Genomic DNA, 16,198 nt, shown 5'->3' with positions numbered 1-16,198 from the left:
GTTCCCCCGGGGCGTCGTTGTTTGTCGATTTAGCCTCCCCACCCCCACCCCCCTGCAGCGGGGGGCCCGCCCGGGGGGGCCCCCCCCCGGCGCCGTTGTCAGGCGACCTCCGGGAAATGGCAGGCGACCTGGCGGCCGTTGACCTGGGCGAGTCGCGGCCGCTCGGTGCGGCACCGGTCCGCGGCCTTGAAGCACCGCGGGTGGAAGGGGCACCCGGCGGGCGGATCGGCGGGGCTGGGCGGATCCCCGCGCAGGACGATCCGCTCCCGGGACCGCTCCGCCGCCGGATCGGGGACCGGGACCGCCGACAGCAGCGCCCGCGTGTAGGGATGCGCCGGCGAACCGTAGATCACGTCCCGCGCCCCGATCTCGACGATCCGGCCGAGGTACATCACCGCGACCCGGCCGCACACGTGCCGCACCACCGCCAGGTCGTGCGCGATGAACACGTACGCCACACCGAGCTGCCGCTGCAGCCGGGCGAGCAGGTTGACGATCTGCGCCTGGATCGACACGTCGAGCGCCGACACCGGCTCGTCGGCGACGACGAGCCGGGGCCGGGTGATCAGCGCCCGCGCGATCCCGATCCGCTGCGCCTGGCCGCCGGAGAACTCGTGCGGGTACCGGTCGATGTGCTCGGCGCCGAGCCCGACCAGCTCCAGCATCTCCTGGACGCGGGGACGCGGGTCCTGCGCTCCCCGCGCCCGCAGCGGCGCGGCCACGATGGAGCCGACCGTGTGCCGCGGGTTCAGCGACGAGAAGGGGTCCTGGAAGATGATCTGCAGGTCGCCGCGCAGCGGGCGCATCCGCCGCTGCGACAGCCCGGTGATGTCGCGCCCGCCGAAGGTGATCCGCCCGGCGGTGGGGTCGAGCAGCCGGACGAGCATCCGCCCGGTGGTCGACTTCCCGCAGCCGGACTCGCCGACCAGCCCGACCGTCTCCCCGGCGCGCACCTCCAGGTCGAGGCCGTCCACGGCCCGGACTGCGCCGCGCCGGGTGTGGAACGTCTTCGTCAGCCCGTCCAGTGTCAGCAGGGGCGTCACGAGGTCACCTTCTTCGTCGCCGTGAGGTGGCAGGCCGCCTGGTGGGAGGTGCCCTCCAGGGCCGGGCGGACGGCCGCGCACACCGCGATCCGGTCGGGGCAGCGCGGCTGGAACGGGCACCCCGCCGCCGGAGCCAGCGGAGACGGCGGGGTGCCCGCGATCGGGGTCAGCTCACCGGCCGGGCCGGTGAGCCGGGGCAGCGAACCGAGGAGCCCGCGCGTGTACGGGTGCCGCGGCGCGGCGAACAGCGTGTCGACGTCCGCCCGCTCCACGGCCCGTCCCGCGTACATGACCAGGACGTCGTCGGCGACCCGCGCGACCACCCCGAGATCATGGGTGATCATCAGGACGGCCAGGCCGCGCTCCCGCTGGACGCCCGCGATCAGCTCCAGGATCTGGGCCTGGACGGTCACGTCCAGCGCGGTGGTCGGCTCGTCGGCGATCAGCAGGTCCGGCTCGCACGCCAGCGCCATGGCGATCATGACGCGCTGCCGCATGCCGCCGGAGAACTGGTGCGGGTAGTCGCCGGCGCGCTCGCCCGGATCGGGGATCCCGACGTCGCCGAGCAGCTGGACGGCCTGCCTGTGCGCCGCCCGCCGGGACGCGCCGAAGTGCAGCCGCCGCGCCTCGGCGATCTGCTCGCCGACCCGGTAGTGCGGGTGCAGCGACGACAGCGGATCCTGGAAGATCATCGCGACCCGCCGGCCGCGCAGCGCGCGGATCTCCGCGCGGCGGGCGCCGACGACCTCGGTGCCGGCGACGTCGATCGACCCGGTCACGCGCGCCCTGTCGTGCAGCCCCATGATCGCGAGGCTGGTCACGGACTTGCCGGAGCCCGACTCGCCGACGATGCCGAGGGTGCGGCCCGCCGCCACGGTGAACGACAGCCCGTCGACCGCGCGCGCCGGGCCCTTCGGGGTGGTGAACTCCACGGTCAGGTCCTGGACGGTCAGCAGGCTCATTGGTACCTCACCTGTGGGTCGAGCACGGCGTAGAGGAGGTCGATGAGGAGGTTGGCGAACGTGATGAAGAACGCGGCCAGCAGCGCGACGCCCATCACGACCGGCTGGTCGGACTTCTCGATCGAGTCGATCGTGAGGCGGCCGAGCCCGGGCAGCCCGAACACGCTCTCGGTGATGACGGCGCCGCCGAGCAGCGCGCCGAGGTCCATGCCGAAGACGGTCAGGACGGGGGTGAGCCCGGCCCGGAGCCCGTGCTTGGTGACGACCGTCCGTTCGGGCAGGCCCTTGGCGCGGGCCGTCCGGATGTACGGCTCGGCCATCGTCTCCACCATCGACGCCCGTGACAGGCGCGCGTACATCGCCGCGTAGAGGAGAGCGAGGGCGACCCAGGGCAGGACGAGGTTCTTCACCCAGCCGATGGGGTCCTCGCCGATCGGCACGTAGCTGGAGTAGGGCAGCAGGCCGCCGATCTGGACCACGAGGACCGTCAGTGCCATGGCCGTGAAGTAGATCGGCAGAGACGCGGAGGTGAGCGTGCCGACCATCATCGTCCGGTCGAGCAGCGAGTCCTTGCGCAGCGCGGAGACGACCCCGACCGTGACTCCGCCCACGAGCCACAGGACGGCCGCGCCGATCCCGATCGACACGGTGGTGGGGAGCCGCTGCATCATCAGATCCCAGACCGGCATGTTGTTCTGGTACGAGAAGCCGAGGCAGGGGAAGCGGCACTGGACGGCCAGCGGTCCCGAACCGTAGGTGCGTCCGGCGAAGATGCCGATCAGATAGTCGGTGAACTGCCGCCAGAGCGGCCGGTCCAGCCCCATCTGGTGATGGAGCATCGCCAGCCGCTCCGGTGTGCAGGACTTCCCGCACGCCTGCAGGGCCGGGTCGGCCGGGAACACGTAGAAGATCACGAACGTGACCGCGCAGATGACGAGGAGGACGCCGGCCACCCCGGCGAGGCGCAGCGCGATGTAGCGGATCACCGGTCGCCCCCGTGCGGGTCGAGGGCGTCCCGGAACGCGTCGCCGAGCAGCGTGAACGCCAGCACGGTCAGCAGCAGGCAGACGCCGGGCACCACGAAGAACGTCGGGTCGACCTGGTACCAGTCGATCGCCTTGGCCATCATCTGCCCCCAGGACGAATCGGGCGGCCGGACGCCGATGCCGAGGAACGACAGCGCCGCCTCCGTGCCGATGTTGATCGGGACGGTGAGCGTCGCGAAGACCAGCACCGGGGCGAGCAGGTTGGGCAGCACCTCGCGGAACACGATCCGGCCGCGCGGCATCCCGGACGCCCGCGCGGCCTCCACGAACTCCCGGTTGCGCAGCGAGAGCGTCTGCCCGCGCACGATCCGCCCGATGTAGGGCCAGCCGAAGAAGCCCATGACGAACACCAGCTCCAGCTTCCGGTCGGCGTCCGGCAGCACCGACACCAGCGCGATCATGAAGATGAGGTGCGGGAACGACAGGACGAGGTCCATGACGCGGCTGACGAGCGCGTCCACCCGCCCGCCGGCGAAGCCCGCGGTGAGCCCGAGCACGGTGCCGGCCGCGGTGGACACCAGGGTCGCCGCGACCGAGATCAGCAGCGAGACGCGGGCGCCGTGGACCATGCGGCTGAACACGTCCCGTCCGGTGCCGGGCTCGACGCCCAGCCAGAAGTCGCCGTCGATGCCGCCGAAGGCGCCCCTGGGCGCGCCCGCGAGCGCCTCGTCGATCTTCTCGGGGTGGAACTCGTTCGGGCCGTGCCCGTTGAGCGCGGTGAGCAGCGGGGCGGCGAGCGCCATCAGCACGAACAGCGCGATGATCGCCAGCCCGGCGAGGGCGGCCGGGTCGCGGCGCAGGCGCCCGCCGGCCAGCCGCCAGGGCGACCGGCCGGCGGGCGCCGGCACGCTGCCCGCCGCCTCGGTGAGGGGCGGGGCGCTCACTACTTGACCCCGATGGCGGCGAAGTCGAACTCGCCCTCCCAGATGGGGTGGCCGAACGCGCCGGTGACCTTCGAGCCGTGCAGCAGCGGCAGCTTGTCGTGGATCAGCGGGACCATCGGCGACAGCCGCATCAGCTCCCGGTCGAGGGCCTGCCACCGCGCCCGGTCGTTCGCCTCCACCGCCGCGTCGATCTTCTCGTTGATCCCCTTGTCGTCCATCTGGGAGACGACGGTGTTGCCCTTCGGCGTGATGTTCGCCCCGTCGAAGAGCGGCGGGATGAACGAGGTGGCGGACGGGTAGTCGGCGCACCATCCGTAGAAGACCATCTCGTCCTCCTTGTCGATGTCGCCGATCGTGTCGTAGTAGACGCTCTTGGCGACCGAGTTGATCCGCGCCTTCACCCCGACCCGGGCCAGCGCCTGCTGCACCGCCTCGGCCTCGGCCTTGCCCTGCTCGGTGCTGGTGGTGGTGAGATCGATCGAGAGGCCGCCGCCCTTGCCCGCGGCCGCGAGCAGCTGCCGTGCCTTGGCCGGGTCACCGTTCGGCGGCGCCTGGAAGACGTCCTGCGCCTGCCCGCCGGTCATCGCGGGCGGGAGGTAGGAGCCGGCCGGTTCGCCGACGCCGCTGCCGCCGTGCGCGGTGCGGTACGCCTCCTTGTCGATCGCGTACTGCATCGCCTGGCGGACTCTCGGGTCGTCGAACGGCGGCTTGGTCGTGTTCAGCGCGAGGAACCGCGTGCACAGGCTGGTCGCGCTGACGAACCGCTTCCTGACGTCCGGCCGGGTGAGGATGCGCGGCATGCTCGCCGGCGCGACGCCGTAGAGGGTGATGGCCCGCTGGTCCTTGCCCTGGTCGGCGATGAGGCGCTGGTCGATGCTCGTCTGCGCCAGCCCCTCCTCGACGACGATCTTGTCCGGTTTCGCCTGGCGCACGCCGTCGGTGGCCTTGCTCCAGTGGGGGTTCCTGACCAGCGACAGCCTCTTGCCCCGGTCATAGGACTCGACCTTGTAGGGACCGGACGAGAAGGGCCGGCTGTCGTAGTTGACGCCGGCGTCCTCGGCTTCGGGGACGGGCGCGAACGTCGGCAGCGTCGTGATCTTCGGCCAGTCCATGGACGGTTCCTTGAGGTGGAACACGATGGTCCGGTCGTCCGGCGTCTCGATGGAGTCGAGACCGCCCTCGTCCTTGTAGGGGCCCTTGTACTTGTCTCCGCCTATCAGCATCGTCCGGGCGTATCCGGGGCCCTCCGGCAGATCCGGGGCGAAGGAGCGCTCCACGCCGTACTTGACGTCGGCGCTGGTGATGGGGGAGCCGTCCTCGAACTTCAGGCTCGGCTTGAGGTGGAAAGTCCACGTCCTGCCGTTGTCGGATGTGCTCCCGGTGCCCGTCGCCATGTCCGGAACGACCTCGGTGCCCGCCTGGCCGGGCTTGGCGGCGTACGTCGTCAGCGTCCGGTAGAGCAGCCGGGTGCCGAAGTCCATCGCGAACATCACGTAGTTGCGTTGCGGGTCCAGGTGGGCGAAGTCCTGCGTGTAGAGGACGGTGAGGGTGCCCCCGGACGTGCCGGCGGGCGCGTCGTCCCCCGATCCGCAGGCGGACAGCCCGCCCGCGGCGGCGAGGGACAGGGCGAGGATGAAGCAGGTCCGTACCGGACGTCTCATGGCATCTCCGTGCATTGTCAGGCGGAGTGCAATATAAAATAGTACTGTGCAATTGCACTGCAACCGTCGTTACCGAATCTCCACATCCGGGAACTCGCACATGGACGACCGCTTCACCACCGGCAGCCACGACCTGCCCGTGTCCGAGACACTCGCCGCCTTCATGACCCGGGACTGGGCCGCCTCCGGCACACCGCCCGCCGCCCGCGCGACCGTGGCGCCGTACGCGCGGAAGCGCCGCGCCGCCCTGTCCGCGCTCTTCCCCGGCGTGCGCCTGGTCCTGCCCGCCGGGCCGCCCAGAGTCCGCAGCAACGACTGCGACTACCGGTACCGCCCGCACACCGCCTACGCCCACCTCACCGGGGACACCGCCGCCGACACCGGGGCGGGCGCCGTCCTCGTGATGGAGCCGGCCGCCGGCGGGCACGACGCCGTCCTCTACCACCGACCCCCGTCCTCGCGCGATGACGGCGGCTTCTACCGCGACCGCCGCAACGGGGAGTTCTGGGTCGGCCCCCGCGCCCCCCTCCGCGAGACCGAGGAGAGGCTGGAGATCACCTGCGCGCCGCTGGGCGACCTCGGGAAGGCGCTGCGCGGCCACGGCCCGACCCGCGTGATCCGCGCCGTGGACCCGGAGGTGGACCGGGCCGTTCCGGTGGCGGACCCGGGGCCCGACCGGGAGCTCGCCGCCTGCGCCGCGGAGCTGCGCCTGGTCAAGGACGACTGGGAGGTCGCTCAGATCCAGGCCGCCGTCGACCACACCGTGGCCGCTTTCACCCAGGTCGCCGCCGGACTGCCGCAGGTCTCCGGGGTGCCGCGCGGGGAGCGCTGGGTGGAGGGCACCTTCGAGCGGGTCGCGCGGATCGAGGGCAACGGCGTCGGCTACGAGACCATCGCCGCGTCCGGCGCACATGCCTGCGTGCTGCACTGGACGCGCAACGACGGCACGCTGCGCCTCGGCGAGCTGCTCCTGCTCGACGCCGGGGTGGAGACCGACACCCTCTACACCGCCGACATCACCCGCACCCTTCCGATCAGCGGCTGGTTCACGCCGCGCCAGCGCCAGGTGTACGACCTCGTCTACCACGCGCAGGAGGCCGGCCTGGCCGCCGTCCGCCCCGGTGCCCGCTTCCGCGACTTCCACATGGCCGCGATGCGCGTCATCGCGGAGGGCCTGGCGGAGTGGGGCGTGCTGCGGAGCGCGGACGAGGCGCTCGATCCCGAGTCGGGCGTCTACCGGCGCTACACCCTCTGCAGCAGCGGGCACATGCTCGGCATGGACGTCCACGACTGCGCGGCCGCGCGCGCGTCGCAGTATCTCGACGGGGTGCTGCGGCCCGGCCACGTCCTCACCGTCGAACCGGGCCTCTACCTCCAGCCGGACGACCTGACGCTCCCTCCGGAGCTGCGCGGCATCGGCGTCCGGCTGGAGGACGACGTGCTCGTGACCGGGGAGGGGGCGCGGCTGATGTCGGCGGGCCTTCCGCGCCACCCGGAGGAACTCGAGCTCTGGATGCAGTCGCTCGGCTAGGAGCGCCGAGATCATGCGCGGACGGCGCCGCGGCCCGGCTGCCGCGGCGCCGTCCGCGCAGTGTGAAACTGCATCCGGGAGCGGCCGGGGAGGCTCAGTCCCGGGCGCGTCTCATGTGCTCCAGGTGCCGCGTCATGATCTCTTGTGCGCCGGCGGCGTCCCCGGCGACGAGGGCGTCCAGGAGGCGTGCGTGCTCCTCGGCCGACGCGGTCAGGTCACCGGCCGCGGCGGGCGCGGCCAGCCCGTACATGCGGGACCGGGCGCGCAGATCCAGGACCGTGCGGACGAGCATCCGGTTGCCGGTCAGCTCGAGCAGCCCGGCATGGAACCGGTGGTCGGCGTCCAGGAACCGGAGCAGGTCGCCGTCGGCCGCGGCCGCGGCGGCCTCCTCGACCAGGATCCGCAGCGACGGCCGGACCGCCTCCGGCACGTTCCCGGCCAGCCGCGTGATCGCGGGGACCTCGACCAGTTCCCTGATCTCGGTCAGCTCGGCGAGATCCCGGTCCGACAGCGGCACGACCCGGAAACCGCGGTTGCGGACGGCCTCGAAGAGCCCGTCCCGGACGAGGTCGATCATCGCCTCGCGGACGGGGGTGGGGGAGATCCCGAACTCGTCCGCCAGCGCGGGGGCCGAGTAGACCACCCCCGGCGTCAGCTTGCCGCCGGCCAGCGCGCCGCGCAGCGCATCGGCGACCTGCCCGCGCAGACTGCTGTGACCGCCCAGGTCCGGCAGCCCGACCGCGGCATCGGCCACCGCATCCATACGCCCTCCTCAACCACGATCAGGATACCGTTCCGCGTCACGGGCCCGGCCGGGTGCGCGGCGCGACGGGGGCGGGCTCGCCTCGCGGGTCACAGCAGCGGGTGCACGTGGGGGTGGGCGTGCCACCACGCCCCGAAGGCCGGGTGGCTGTCGGCGTGCTCCACGAAGGCGGCCGCGAGCCCGCGGTAGAGGGCCGCCGCGTCGTCGTCGCCCAGGCGGTCCCGGCGCCATGCCACGACCAGCCGCGCGACCTGCGGTTCTCCGGTGAGCGGCCGGACGACCGTGCCGGGCTGCGGCGGCCAGGAGGGGTCCACCAGGCGTATCCCGTGCCCGGCCGCGACCAGCGGGCAGGCCGCTCCGCTCGGGGCCTCGTAGCGCACGATCGGCTCGAAGCCGACGGCGCGGCAGGACGCCCGCAGCGAGGCGAGGGAGCCGTCGTCGGCACCGGGCGGCGCCACCCAGGACTCGTCCTTCAGGTCGACCAGGTCGATCTCCGCCCGCCCGGCGAGCGGATGGCCCGCCGAGAGGGCGACGAAGATCGGGAATCTGGGCACCAGCGTCCGGCTGACCACCGGGGCCCGCAGCGGGACGTCGAAGCCCTCCATGATCCCGAGCAGGGCGGCGTCCAGCTGCCCCCTGGCGAGGGCGTCGCCGAGCAGCACCGAGGACGGCTCGATGCGCAGCGAGACCTCGCGGGCGGGGAGCGCGTCGCCCACCTGCGCGACGATGCTCCCCACACAGGCGAGATGGACGCAGCCGAGCGCGAGGGCCGCGCCCCCGGTCGCGGACGGCCGCAGGTCGCCGAACAGGGTGTCGAGTTCCGCCAGGACGGTCCGCGCCCGGCTGATGACCTGGCGGCCCAGCGGCGTCGGCTCCAGGCCGGACCGGCTGCGCGTGAACAGCTCGCCGCCGACGATGCCCTCGACCCTGCGGAGCTGGTTGGACATCGCGGGCTGCGACATTCCCATCCGGGCCGCGGCCCGGGTCACACTTCCCGTTTCGGCCATCGCGCACACCATGCGCAGATGACTGATATCGAGGTCCATAGCCGGAAATTATGCATCAGCTGATGACGCCCGGCGGAGGTTGATGGCGATACTTCCGGTACTCCTTCGATGAAGCGAGCGACGCCGCCGGGAGAGGTCCTCCTCACCGCCCCTCTCCCGGCGGCCGAGGGTGCGCGGCGGGTGATTCCCCTGGGAGCGATCTGTATGGACCGACCGCGGACGGCCGCGAAGGAGTGCTCCCCGCTGGACGGCCGCTTGGACGAGGGCGCCTTCCCCGCCTGGCCGTTACCGCCCGGCCCGCAGGCCGCGGGCACCGCGCGGGCGATCGTCCGCTCGGTCTTCGGCGAGCTGGGCGTCTCTGCGGCCGCGATCGACAGCGCGCAGACGATCATTTCTGAGATCGCCACCAACGCGGTGGTGCACGGTGCGCGTGACCGTGTCGAGATGTGGGCCCGCGTTTCGCACCGGATCCGGCCGGCCATCACCGTGAAGGTCTTCGATGCCGCCCCCTGGCGCGGACCCGGCGAGTTCCCGGTCCCGCACGCGGCGCCCTCCGACGCGTGCGGAGGGCGCGGCCTCCTCATCGTGGACACCCTGACGGCGGAGGTCGGCGGACGCTGGGGCGTCCACCCCGGCAGGTCCAGGCTCGGGCCGGAACCGCTGCCCGGCAAGGCCGTCTACTTCACCGTCCCGCTTCCGCGGACGAGCCCGGCGCCGGCGGATCCGGCGCCGTGGCCCGCGCACGAGCGCGTGGTCGAGGCGGTCGAGCGCGCACTCGCACGGGGCCGCGGCGCGAGCGCCTAGCGCTGTTCAGGGCGGTCGGCCCAGATGCCGCGGATATGGCGCAGGTGGTGGTGCATGAGGGCCTCGGTGCCCGCCCCGTCTCCCGCCGCCATGGCGTTCAGCAACCGCTCGTGCTCCCGGGCGGACGGCTCGAGTTCGCCGCGCTCCGCCAGCCGCGGCACCCCGTAGAGCCGGGACCGGTAGCGCAGCTCGCCCACCAGCCGGACGATGTGGGCGTTGCCGCTCAGTTCGAGGATCGCGAGATGGAAGCGGTGGTCGGCATCGATATAGGCGAGCACGTCCCGCCGCCCGGCCGCCGTCACGATCGCCTCGGCGAGGGGCCGCAGCGCGTCGACGTCCTCGACGCGGCAGGTCTGCGCGACCCGCACGACGGTGGGGATCTCGATGAGGGCCCGCACCTCGGTGATCTCGTCCAGGTCCCGGTCGGACAGTTCGGTGACGCGGAACCCCTTGTTGCGGACGGCCTCGACCAGCCCCTCCCGGGCCAGATCGATCATCGCCTCCCGGACCGGGGTGGCCGACACCCCGAACCGCTCGGCGAGCGCGGGGGCGGAGTACACCACGCCCGGCCTCATCTCACCGCTCACGATCGCCGCCCGGAGCGCGTGGGCGACCCGCACCCGCACGCTCCTGCGCGGGCCGAGGGACGGCAGGTTCAGCATCGGTCCCGTGGCTCCCTCCGTGACGGAGAATCCCCGTCGGCGAGACCGCCGGATTCGCCGGTGCTATGTAGTATTGCATCGATTACGGCCATGCGGTCGGCCTCTTCCGCCCGGTCGCCGGTACACTGTGCGTTCGAGTTATCGAACAGGTTGGCTCGAACGGCCGGCGCAGGGGGCGGAATCGTGGAGGCATCAGCGGAGTCGGTGCGGGACGTCCTGGCCGGCAACCTGCGCCGCGCGCGTGCGGAACTCGGCCTGTCGCTGTCGGAGCTTTCCCGCCGGTCGCGGATCGGCAAGGCCACGCTGTCCCACCTGGAGGCCGGCACCGGCAACCCCACGATCGAGACGGTGTTCAGCCTGTCGCGCGCGCTGGCGGTCCCGATCTCCGACCTGCTCGACCGGCGGCCGGCCGCCGGGTTCACCGTGGTCCGGGCGGCCCGGGTCGAGGTACTGCGCGGCGCGGGCGTCGACCTGCGGCCGCTGCGCGGCATCGCCTCCGGCGACGCCGTGTTCGAGGTCTACGACCAGCAGGTCAGGGCCGGCTGCGAACAGGACTCGCCGGGCCATGTCGGAACCGAGCACACGATCGTCCAGGCCGGGCGGCTCGGCGTCCGGGTGGACGGCCGGGACGTGGAACTCGACCCGGGCGACTACGTCTCCTTCGACGCCGCGCTGCCGCACCGCTACACGGCGCTGGAGGGAACGGTGCGATCGGTCCTGCTCCTGCAGTACGACGCCGGCCAGCGGCTCCACTCCGCGGCGGCCGAGCCGCCGCATCGCGACGGCGCGCCCTGACCGAGCCCTGACCGAACCCGCCGAAAGTGCGCGTTGACACCTGGCGTGCGGCGGATCTACGCTCCGAAGCGTTCGGTTTATCGAACGTTTGGGGTCGCCGATGACGCGGGTCGTGGTGCTGGGCGCCGGCATGGTCGGCGCCGCCTGCGCCCGCGAGCTGGCCCTCGCCGGGTTCGAGGTGGCGGTCGTGGACCGGGGCGGCCCCGCCGCGGCGACCACCGCGCACGGCGAGGGCAACGTCCTGGTCTCCGACAAGCCGCCCGGCCCCGAACTGGAGCTGGCGCTGTTGTCGCGGCGGCTGTGGCCGCGGATCCTGGCGGCGCTCCCGGACGCCCGCGCGGTGGAGTGGGAGCCCAAGGGCGGCATCGTCGTCGCGACCACCGGTGGATCCGCGGACGCCCTGCGCGCGTTCGCCGCGTCCCAGCGCGCCGCCGGAGTCGCTGCCGAGGACCTGGACGCCGCCGCCCTCGCCGCCGCGGAGCCGCACCTCACCCGCGACTGCGCCGCCGCCGTCCACTACCCCGGGGACGCGCAGGTGCAGCCCGCCGGAGCGGCCACCGCCCTGCTCGCCGACGCGGTCCGGGCCGGAGCCGTCCTGCGCTGCGGCAGGGAGGTCACCGGTGCCGTCGCGCGCGGCGGCCGCATCACCGGCGTCCGCACGGCGGAGGGGGTCGTCGGGGGCGACGCCTTCGTCAACGCCGCGGGGCCGTGGTCCGGCGAGGTCGCGAGGCGGCTCGGCGTCCGGCTGGCCGTCCGTCCCCGGCGCGGTGAAGTGCTCGTGACCGCGCCGCAGCCGCCGACCGTGTTCCACAAGGTCTACGACGCCGGCTACGTGGGCGCCGTCGGCGCCGACTCGGGGGACCTGCGGGCGTCCGCGGTGGTCGAGTCGACCCGCGCCGGCACGCTGCTGCTCGGCTCCTCGCGGCGCCGTGTCGGATTCGACGCGCGGATCCGCCCCGAGGTCCTGTCGGTGATCGCGGGCCGGGCGCTCCGCCTGTTCCCGTCGCTGGCCCGCGTACCGGTGATGCGCGCCTACGGCGGATTCCGCCCCTACGTCGCCGACCATCTGCCCGTGATCGGCGCGGACCCCCGGCTGGACGGCCTCTGGCACGCCACCGGCCACGAGGGAGCGGGCATCGGGCTCTCGGCCGGGACGGCGGCCGTACTGCGCGACCTGATGCTCGGGCGGGAACCGGGCATCGACACGGCGCCGTTCCGCGTCGACCGGCCCGCCGTCCGGTCCGGAGGGGAGACCGGATGAGCCCGAGACTCGTGCGCGCGGCCGACGACGCCGTCGGCCGGCGGGACACGCCGCTGCGGATCACCCTGGACGGCGAGCCGCTGACCGGCGTCGCGGGGCAGACGGTCGCCGGGGTCCTGCTGGGGTCCGGGCGGACGGCCTGGCGCGAGGGCCCGTCGGGTGCCCCGCGCGGCGTGTTCTGCGGCATCGGCGCGTGCTTCGACTGCCTCGTCACCGTCAACGGCGTCCGCGACGTGCGGGCCTGCCGCCGCCGCGCCCGCGACGGGGACGCCGTCACCACTCAGTCGCGGGCGCGCGAGGACGCCCGATGACCCGGCACGTGGTGATCGCCGGGGCGGGCCCGGCGGGCCTCGGCGCGGCGGCGGGCGCGCTGCGCGCCGGCGCGCGGGTGACGCTGGTCGACGCCGCCGAGAACCCCGGCGGCCAGTACCACCGGATGCTGCCGGACGCCTACGCCGCCGCGCGGCCCGGCCGGCTGCAGCACGGCTGGCGCGGCTTCGAGCGGCTCCGCGGCCGGGTGCTCGGGAATCCGCGCTGCGACTGGTGGCCGGAGAGCACCGTCTGGGCGATCGACCGTCCGGACCGGGGCGCCCCGCACGTGCACGTGCTGCGCGGGGAGGCCGACGCGCCGGAACGCGAACGGCATGTCCTGCGGCCCGACGCGCTCGTCCTCGCGCCCGGTGCCCATGACCGCGCCCTGCCGTTCCCCGGCTGGGAACTGCCCGGTGTCTGCACGGCCGGAGCGGCGCAGGCACTGGCCAAGGGAGAACGCCTCGTCATCGGCGACCGCGTGGTGATCGCCGGTTCCGGGCCGTTCCTGCTGCCGGTCGCCGCCACGCTGCTGGAGGCGGGCTCGACCGTCCGGGAGGTGCTGGAGGCCGGCACCGCCGCGGCCCTGGTGCGGGGCTGGACCCGGCGTCCCTGGGAACTGGCGGCGCAGGCCGGCAAGACCGCCGAACTCGCCGGGTACGCGGGGCTGCTGGCCCGGCACGGCGTCCCCTACCGGACGGGCCGCGCCGTGATCGAGGCCCGGGGCGACGGGCGGGTGGAGGAGGCGGTCACCGCGCGGCTCCGCCCCGACTGGTCGGTGGTTCCCGGCACCGAACGGACCGTCGCGGTGGACGCCCTGTGCGTCACCCACGGCTTCAGCCCGCAGCTCGAACTGCCCGTCGCCGCCGGCTGCGAGCTGCGGGACGGCGCGTTCGTCACCGTGGACGGCGACCAGCGCACCACCGTCCCCGCCGTCTACGCGGCGGGCGAGGCCACCGGGATCGCCGGCGCGCAGGCCGCCCGGACCGAGGGCCTGCTCGCCGGCTGGATCGCCGGCGGCGGCTCCGCCGAGGCCCGCGAGCTGGACTCCCTGAGGCGCCGCCGCGACCGGGGCCGCGCGTTCGCCGCGCGCCTCGCCGCCGCGCACCCGATCGGCGCCGCCTGGCCCGGCTGGCTGCGGGCCGGCACGATCGTCTGCCGCTGCGAGGAGACCACCTACGGGGCCCTGCGCCGCGCGGCCGGCGATCCCGCGGGGAACTCGGCCGCCGCGGTCAGGCTCGCGACCCGCGCGGGGCTCGGCCCCTGCCAGGCCCGCGTCTGCGGCCCCGCGGTCGCGGAACTGCTGGGCGGCCCCGCCCCGCACCACCGGCCCATCGCCCAGCCCATCCGGCTCGGCGAGCTGGCACGTCCCCCCATCGAAGACACCGCGACCAAGGAGAGTGCCCGATGAGCGGTCCCGATTCGCCGAGCCTCGGCGGCCTCGTGGTGGCCACCGCCCTGCCCTACCGCGAGGACGCCGCCGCCCCCGCCGGGCTCGCCGTCGACTACGACGCCTTCGCCGAGCACTGCCGCTGGCTGGTCGGCAGCGGCTGCCGCGGCGTCGGCCCGAACGGCTCGCTCGGCGAGTACTCGGCGCTGACCGATGACGAGCGCCGCCGCGTCGCGCGCACCGCCGTGGAGGCCGTCGGCGGGGACGGCGTCGTCATCGCCGGCGTGCACGGCCCCGGCTCCCACCAGGCGGTGCGGTGGACGGAGATCGCCGCCGAGGACGGCGCCGACGGCGTGCTGTGCCTGCCGCCGACCATGTACCGGGCAGGTCCGGGCGAGGTCATCGCGCACTACCAGGCCGTCGCGTCGGTCGGGCTGCCCGTCATGGTCTACAACAACCCGCTCGACACCAGGGTGGACCTGACGCCGGACCTGCTCGCCGAGATCGCGCAGATCGACGGCGTGACCGCGGTCAAGGAGTTCTCCGGCGACGTCCGCCGCGTCCTGGAGATCCGGGAGAAAGCGCCCGGCCTGGAGGTCGTCATCGGCGCCGACGACCTCGCCCTCGAAGCCCTGCTGATGGGCGCGACCGGATGGTTCGCCGGGTTCCCGAACGTGTTCCCCGCCGAGTCGGCGCGGCTGTTCGAACTGGCCCTCGCCGGGAAGCTGGAGGAGGCCCGCGCCCTGTACGAGCCGCTGATCGCGGCGTTCCGGTGGGACTCGCGGACCGAGTTCGTCCAGGCCGTCAAGCTCGGCATGGACCAGGCCGGCCGGTACGGCGGCCCGTGCCGCCCGCCGCGCGGCCCGCTCGCCGCGGGCCCGCGCGCCGCCGTCACCGCCGACATGGCCCGCGCCATCGCGGGCCTCGAAGGCCGGCGGGGCTGATGCGGTCCCTCCGCTCGATCAGCGCCGTCGACTCCCACACCGAGGGGATGCCGACCCGCGTCGTCACCGGCGGCGTCCCGCCCATCCCGGGCGCGACGATGGCCGAGCGCCGCCGCCACGCGGCCCGGCACCTGGACGGCCTGCGCCGCTTCCTGGTGGACGAGCCCCGCGGCCATCCGGCGATGAGCGGTGCGCTGCTGCAGCCCCCGGCCCGCCCGGACGCCGACTGGGGCGTCGTCTACATCGAGGCCAGCGGCTTCCTGCCGATGTGCGGGCACGGCACCATCGGGGTGGCGACCGTGCTGGTCGAGACCGGCATGGTCGAGGTGACCGAACCGGAGACGATCGTCCGGCTGGACACCCCGGCCGGGCTCGTCGAGGCCCGCGTCGCCGTCCGCGACGGCGTCGCGGAGAACGTCACGCTGCGCAACGTCGCCTCGTTCGCCCTCCGGCGGGACGCCGTCGTGGCCGTGCCCGGCCTCGGCGACGTCCGCTACGACCTGGCCTACGGCGGCAACTTCTACGCCATCACCGACCTCGCCCCGCTCGGGCTGCCCTTCGACCGGCACCGCAAGGACGACCTCCTCCGGGCCGGCCTCTCGATCATGGCGGCGATCAACGACACCGACCCGCCCGTCCACCCGGCGGATCCGCTGATCGCCGGCTGCAAGCACGTCCAGCTCCTCGCGCCCGGCTCGGACGCCGCGCACTCCCGCAACGCCATGGTGATCCATCCCGGCTGGTTCGACCGGTCTCCCTGCGGCACCGGGACGTCCGCCCGGATGGCCCAGCTGCACGCGCGCGGCGAGCTGCCGCTGCGCACCGAGTTCGTGAACGAGTCGCTCCTCGGCACCCGCTTCACCGGCCGGCTCGTCGCCGCCGCCGACGTCGCGGGGCTGCCCGCGGTGATCCCCGAGTTCACCGGACGCGCCTGGATCACCGGCACCGCGACCTACCTGCTCGATCCCGCCGACCCCTTCCCCGAGGGGTTCGCCTTCTGATCCCCGCCGAAGGAGCGACCCATGACGCCGGACGATGCCGCCGGCGCCGCACGGTCCACCGCACCCGGCCGCGGGGGGGGGGCGGGGGGGCGGGGCGGCGGGGCGCGGGGGGGGGGCGCGGGGCGGCGCGCGCGC

At 74.2% G+C, this 16,198-nt stretch carries 16 protein-coding genes; 8 read left to right on the top strand and 8 right to left on the bottom strand.

Annotated features, from left to right (window positions below):
- Window positions 1–98: 98 nt before the first annotated feature.
- Genes ABZ806_RS31325 through ABZ806_RS31305 form a run of 5 tightly spaced genes read right to left on the bottom strand, consistent with a single transcriptional unit; the run spans window position 99 to window position 5,596 of the window.
- Window positions 99–1,043: an ABC transporter ATP-binding protein gene (locus ABZ806_RS31325; protein ID WP_500221038.1), complete on the bottom strand. Its 945-nt coding sequence runs from the start codon at window positions 1,041–1,043 to the stop codon at window positions 99–101.
- Entirely contained in the window at window positions 1,040–2,005 is a 966-nt protein-coding gene (locus tag ABZ806_RS31320) for an ABC transporter ATP-binding protein (RefSeq protein WP_500221037.1), read from the bottom strand. The genes ABZ806_RS31325 and ABZ806_RS31320 overlap by 4 nt, the downstream gene beginning before the upstream one ends.
- Entirely contained in the window at window positions 2,002–2,991 is a 990-nt protein-coding gene (locus ABZ806_RS31315) for an ABC transporter permease (protein WP_500221036.1), read from the bottom strand. Before ABZ806_RS31315 ends, ABZ806_RS31320 begins: the two co-directional genes overlap by 4 nt.
- Complete coding sequence (locus tag ABZ806_RS31310) at window positions 2,988–3,935, bottom strand: ABC transporter permease (protein WP_500221035.1); 948 nt, start codon at window positions 3,933–3,935, stop codon at window positions 2,988–2,990. Before ABZ806_RS31310 ends, ABZ806_RS31315 begins: the two co-directional genes overlap by 4 nt.
- Window positions 3,935–5,596 carry an ABC transporter substrate-binding protein gene (locus tag ABZ806_RS31305; protein ID WP_500221034.1) on the bottom strand — a complete coding sequence of 554 codons (1,662 nt, stop codon included), beginning with the start codon at window positions 5,594–5,596 and terminating at the stop codon, window positions 3,935–3,937. Before ABZ806_RS31305 ends, ABZ806_RS31310 begins: the two co-directional genes overlap by 1 nt.
- A 100-nt stretch (window positions 5,597–5,696) precedes the next feature.
- Between ABZ806_RS31305 and ABZ806_RS31300 the strand changes: the two genes are divergently transcribed.
- The gene (locus tag ABZ806_RS31300; RefSeq protein ID WP_500221033.1) at window positions 5,697–7,127 is read left to right on the top strand and encodes an aminopeptidase P family protein; all 1,431 of its coding nucleotides are present in this window, start codon (window positions 5,697–5,699) and stop codon (window positions 7,125–7,127) included.
- A 94-nt stretch (window positions 7,128–7,221) separates the two neighbouring features.
- Here ABZ806_RS31300 and ABZ806_RS31295 read toward each other — a convergent pair whose 3' ends face one another.
- Together ABZ806_RS31295 and ABZ806_RS31290 are read right to left on the bottom strand one after the other, a co-directional pair.
- Window positions 7,222–7,890 (bottom strand): GntR family transcriptional regulator, encoded by a 669-nt coding sequence (locus tag ABZ806_RS31295; RefSeq protein ID WP_500221032.1) that lies wholly within the window; start codon window positions 7,888–7,890, stop codon window positions 7,222–7,224.
- 89 nt (window positions 7,891–7,979) lie between these two features.
- Window positions 7,980–8,936 (bottom strand): LysR family transcriptional regulator, encoded by a 957-nt coding sequence (locus ABZ806_RS31290; protein ID WP_500221031.1) that lies wholly within the window; start codon window positions 8,934–8,936, stop codon window positions 7,980–7,982.
- A 165-nt stretch (window positions 8,937–9,101) separates the two neighbouring features.
- Between ABZ806_RS31290 and ABZ806_RS31285 the strand changes: the two genes are divergently transcribed.
- Window positions 9,102–9,701: an ATP-binding protein gene (locus ABZ806_RS31285; protein ID WP_500221030.1), complete on the top strand. Its 600-nt coding sequence runs from the start codon at window positions 9,102–9,104 to the stop codon at window positions 9,699–9,701.
- On the opposite strand, the gene ABZ806_RS31280 is transcribed toward ABZ806_RS31285, so the two are convergent.
- Entirely contained in the window at window positions 9,698–10,363 is a 666-nt protein-coding gene (locus tag ABZ806_RS31280; RefSeq protein WP_500221029.1) for a GntR family transcriptional regulator, read from the bottom strand. The two genes, ABZ806_RS31285 and ABZ806_RS31280, sit on opposite strands and share 4 nt — an antisense overlap.
- A gap of 183 nt (window positions 10,364–10,546) precedes the next feature.
- Between ABZ806_RS31280 and ABZ806_RS31275 the strand changes: the two genes are divergently transcribed.
- From ABZ806_RS31275 to ABZ806_RS31250, 6 genes are all read left to right on the top strand, one after another.
- Window positions 10,547–11,158: a helix-turn-helix domain-containing protein gene (locus tag ABZ806_RS31275; protein WP_500221028.1), complete on the top strand. Its 612-nt coding sequence runs from the start codon at window positions 10,547–10,549 to the stop codon at window positions 11,156–11,158.
- Between the two features lie 100 nt (window positions 11,159–11,258).
- On the top strand, window positions 11,259–12,419 hold the full coding sequence (locus ABZ806_RS31270; RefSeq protein ID WP_500221027.1) for an NAD(P)/FAD-dependent oxidoreductase: 1,161 nt from the start codon (window positions 11,259–11,261) through the stop codon (window positions 12,417–12,419).
- Window positions 12,416–12,730 (top strand): (2Fe-2S)-binding protein, encoded by a 315-nt coding sequence (locus ABZ806_RS31265; RefSeq protein WP_500221026.1) that lies wholly within the window; start codon window positions 12,416–12,418, stop codon window positions 12,728–12,730. The genes ABZ806_RS31270 and ABZ806_RS31265 overlap by 4 nt, the downstream gene beginning before the upstream one ends.
- Window positions 12,727–14,139: an FAD/NAD(P)-dependent oxidoreductase gene (locus tag ABZ806_RS31260; RefSeq protein ID WP_500221025.1), complete on the top strand. Its 1,413-nt coding sequence runs from the start codon at window positions 12,727–12,729 to the stop codon at window positions 14,137–14,139. Before ABZ806_RS31265 ends, ABZ806_RS31260 begins: the two co-directional genes overlap by 4 nt.
- Window positions 14,136–15,062: a dihydrodipicolinate synthase family protein gene (locus ABZ806_RS31255; RefSeq protein WP_500221024.1), complete on the top strand. Its 927-nt coding sequence runs from the start codon at window positions 14,136–14,138 to the stop codon at window positions 15,060–15,062. The genes ABZ806_RS31260 and ABZ806_RS31255 overlap by 4 nt, the downstream gene beginning before the upstream one ends.
- Window positions 15,062–16,063 carry a proline racemase family protein gene (locus ABZ806_RS31250; RefSeq protein ID WP_500221023.1) on the top strand — a complete coding sequence of 334 codons (1,002 nt, stop codon included), beginning with the start codon at window positions 15,062–15,064 and terminating at the stop codon, window positions 16,061–16,063. Before ABZ806_RS31255 ends, ABZ806_RS31250 begins: the two co-directional genes overlap by 1 nt.
- Window positions 16,064–16,198 lie beyond the last annotated feature (135 nt).

The organism is Spirillospora sp. NPDC047418 (assembly GCF_040643275.1).
Lineage (GTDB): Bacteria > Actinomycetota > Actinomycetes > Streptosporangiales > Streptosporangiaceae > Spirillospora.
This window is presented reverse-complemented; position numbering and strand designations above follow the sequence as displayed.

Coding starts and splice junctions, on each gene's coding strand:
- ABZ806_RS31300 (WP_500221033.1), top strand. CDS start 5,697: ATGGACGACCGCTTCACCACCGGCAGCCACGACCTGCCCGTGTCCGAG.
- ABZ806_RS31265 (WP_500221026.1), top strand. CDS start 12,416: ATGAGCCCGAGACTCGTGCGCGCGGCCGACGACGCCGTCGGCCGGCGG.
- ABZ806_RS31295 (WP_500221032.1), bottom strand. CDS start 7,890: ATGGATGCGGTGGCCGATGCCGCGGTCGGGCTGCCGGACCTGGGCGGT.
- ABZ806_RS31255 (WP_500221024.1), top strand. CDS start 14,136: ATGAGCGGTCCCGATTCGCCGAGCCTCGGCGGCCTCGTGGTGGCCACC.
- ABZ806_RS31285 (WP_500221030.1), top strand. CDS start 9,102: ATGGACCGACCGCGGACGGCCGCGAAGGAGTGCTCCCCGCTGGACGGC.
- ABZ806_RS31270 (WP_500221027.1), top strand. CDS start 11,259: ATGACGCGGGTCGTGGTGCTGGGCGCCGGCATGGTCGGCGCCGCCTGC.
- ABZ806_RS31250 (WP_500221023.1), top strand. CDS start 15,062: ATGCGGTCCCTCCGCTCGATCAGCGCCGTCGACTCCCACACCGAGGGG.
- ABZ806_RS31260 (WP_500221025.1), top strand. CDS start 12,727: ATGACCCGGCACGTGGTGATCGCCGGGGCGGGCCCGGCGGGCCTCGGC.
- ABZ806_RS31280 (WP_500221029.1), bottom strand. CDS start 10,363: ATGCTGAACCTGCCGTCCCTCGGCCCGCGCAGGAGCGTGCGGGTGCGG.
- ABZ806_RS31290 (WP_500221031.1), bottom strand. CDS start 8,936: ATGGACCTCGATATCAGTCATCTGCGCATGGTGTGCGCGATGGCCGAA.
- ABZ806_RS31320 (WP_500221037.1), bottom strand. CDS start 2,005: ATGAGCCTGCTGACCGTCCAGGACCTGACCGTGGAGTTCACCACCCCG.
- ABZ806_RS31305 (WP_500221034.1), bottom strand. CDS start 5,596: ATGAGACGTCCGGTACGGACCTGCTTCATCCTCGCCCTGTCCCTCGCC.